At 37.7% G+C, this 2,175-nt stretch carries 1 protein-coding gene, 1 tRNA gene and 2 pseudogenes; 3 read left to right on the plus strand and 1 reads right to left on the minus strand.

Going from position 1 to position 2,175, the window contains the following annotated elements; all coding sequences use genetic code 11:
- Nucleotides 1-582, plus strand: a 582-nt coding sequence (locus M1F74_RS10035) for a Cna B-type domain-containing protein (RefSeq protein WP_247947026.1), incomplete at its 5' end; no start/stop codon positions are given.
- Nucleotides 583-933: 351 nt separating this feature from the next.
- On the opposite strand, the pseudogene M1F74_RS10040 reads toward M1F74_RS10035, so the two are convergent.
- Nucleotides 934-1,572 (minus strand): annotated as a pseudogene (locus M1F74_RS10040) (transposase family protein); the annotation flags it as partial.
- A 162-nt stretch (nucleotides 1,573-1,734) separates the two neighbouring features.
- Here M1F74_RS10040 and M1F74_RS10045 point away from each other — a divergent pair.
- Nucleotides 1,735-1,989 (plus strand): annotated as a pseudogene (locus M1F74_RS10045) (23S rRNA (uracil(1939)-C(5))-methyltransferase RlmD); the annotation flags it as partial.
- Nucleotides 1,990-2,099: 110 nt separating this feature from the next.
- A tRNA-Glu gene (locus M1F74_RS10050) sits at nucleotides 2,100-2,171 on the plus strand.
- Nucleotides 2,172-2,175 lie beyond the last annotated feature (4 nt).

Consider the following 2,175-nt stretch of genomic DNA (forward strand, 5'->3'; position numbering starts at 1 on the left):
AATGGTCAAGAAATCAAGTACACTGTCAAAGAAGTGGCTGTGAAAGAATATACCTCAACAGTTACTACGGACAAAGACGGTAAGTACACGATTACTAACGAACATACACCAGAGAAAATTATTGTAAAAGGTAAGAAGATCTGGGATGATGCTAATAACAAAGATGGTATCCGTCCAGACTCAATTACTGTAGCACTTCTTGCCAACGGTAAAGAAACTGGTAAGACTGTAACTGTTACAAAGGCAACTGCTCTATCAGATAACGAGTGGGCCTTCGAATTTACAGGCCTTGATCGTTACGCAAATGGTAAACCAATCGAGTACACGGTCAAAGAGGTTGGCACTATCAAAGGTTACACAGCAAAAGAAGATGGTAGGAACGTTACAAATACGCACACTCCAGAAAAACCAACACCAGGTAAACCAAATGAACCAGGTAAACCAAATGAACCAGGAAAACCAGGACAAAAACCTCAACTTCCTAACACTGGTGAAAAAGCATCTAACGCAACAGTAGTTGCAGGACTTGCTTTGATGGCAGTGACTGGTGGATTGTACTTTGTAAGCCGTAAAAATAAATAATCTCTAAAAGAGAGTTGATTTTCAGTTAGTTCTTAGGAAGTAATTGGAAAGGAAATGAGTCTAGGACAAAAGTCTAACCTTAAATGTAAAAAGCGAACAAAATCAGTTATCTGACACTCAGAATTCTGTTTTGTTCGCTTTTTTGTCTAATCTATCGATTTTAAAAATTTATAATAAAGAATTCCTAAAATCAAAATCTTTTTGTCCCAGACTCATTTTTTATCGGCTCTTTGTCAACTATAGTGGGTTGATAAAAAGTTACAACCTGGAGAGGACCAAATTGGTTCTCTCCTTTTTGATATTCAAAGCGATGAGAATTCTCGTTTTAAAGTTTTCAAAGTTCCTGAAGCCAAAAGCATTTCGCTTAATGACTTTCACGCGACTTCTTACCTGTCTAGAATACCGAAGAAAATGATTGCGAATAGTTGCTTGAGTCCGTCCATCTAAGATGGCTAGGATCTTTCTTGTATCGTAGTCCTGTGCAATAAAGCTCATCTTTCCTTTCTTGAAGCTATATTTATCCCAACTCATGTGTTTTGGAAGGTGGTTAAGATCAGTCTTAAATTTGAATTTATGTAACTGACGAATGACTGTCGAAGTGGAGACAGATAAACTTTCGGAGATAGCTGTCATAGGGACTTTCTCAATCAATTTTTGAGTGATTTTCTGTTTGACGATGGTTGCGATCTGGTGATTCTTCTTGACTAAGGAAGTCTCTGCGACGGCTATTTTTCCACAGTCTTTACAGCGGAAACGGCGTTTTCTCAATCGAATGAGAGTCTTGTAGCCAGCACATTCGAGGTAGGGGATTTTGGATTCTATTTGAAAGTCATATTTAGCCATTTGTCCTTGACAGTTGAGACATTTAGAGGCAGGATAATCGAGCTTAGCAATGACTTCTTTATTCGTTCCAGTATCAAGATAATCTAAGATAATAATATTTTTGTCATTAATTCCAAGTATGTTTGTGATAAAATTTAATTGTTCCATAAGATTCTTTCTAATGAGGGTTTGGTCACTTTTTCATTATAGGTCTTATGGGCCTTTTTTCTACAACAAAATAGACTCCATAATTCCTACAGTGGTTTTACCCACTACAGAAATTATAGAGCCTAAATTTAGAGAGGTTCGACCTCTATTTTTTTGTTCTAAAGGGATGGCTACCGAGCGAATGTCTTGATAGTCGACCCTCCTCGAACGGGATTAGATGACAAGTTATTAGATACCATCCTAACCTATGTACCGGAAAAAATGGTTTATGTTTCTTGCAATGTTTCGACCTTGGCGCGAGATTTGGTTAAACTGGTAAAAGTTTATGATCTCCAGTATATCCAGTCAGTTGATATGTTTCCCCACACTGCACGGACAGAAGCAGTCGTGAAGTTGATTAAGAAGAGTGTAAAATAAGGTATCCGGTTATAAAAGATAGATGCTAAAATAAAAAAATGAAGCTATTCTCAAAAAGTTCTTGACAAAGGTAAAAAAGTAGGTATAATAGAAAGAGTTGAAAAGCTCAAGGTCCGTTGGTCAAGGGGTTAAGACACCGCCTTTTCACGGCGGTAACACGGGTTCGAATCCCGTACGGACTATGGG

Origin of the sequence: Streptococcus oralis, assembly GCF_023109315.1 — a bacterium.
In the GTDB taxonomy this organism is placed as follows: Bacteria; Bacillota; Bacilli; order Lactobacillales; family Streptococcaceae; genus Streptococcus; species Streptococcus oralis_BS.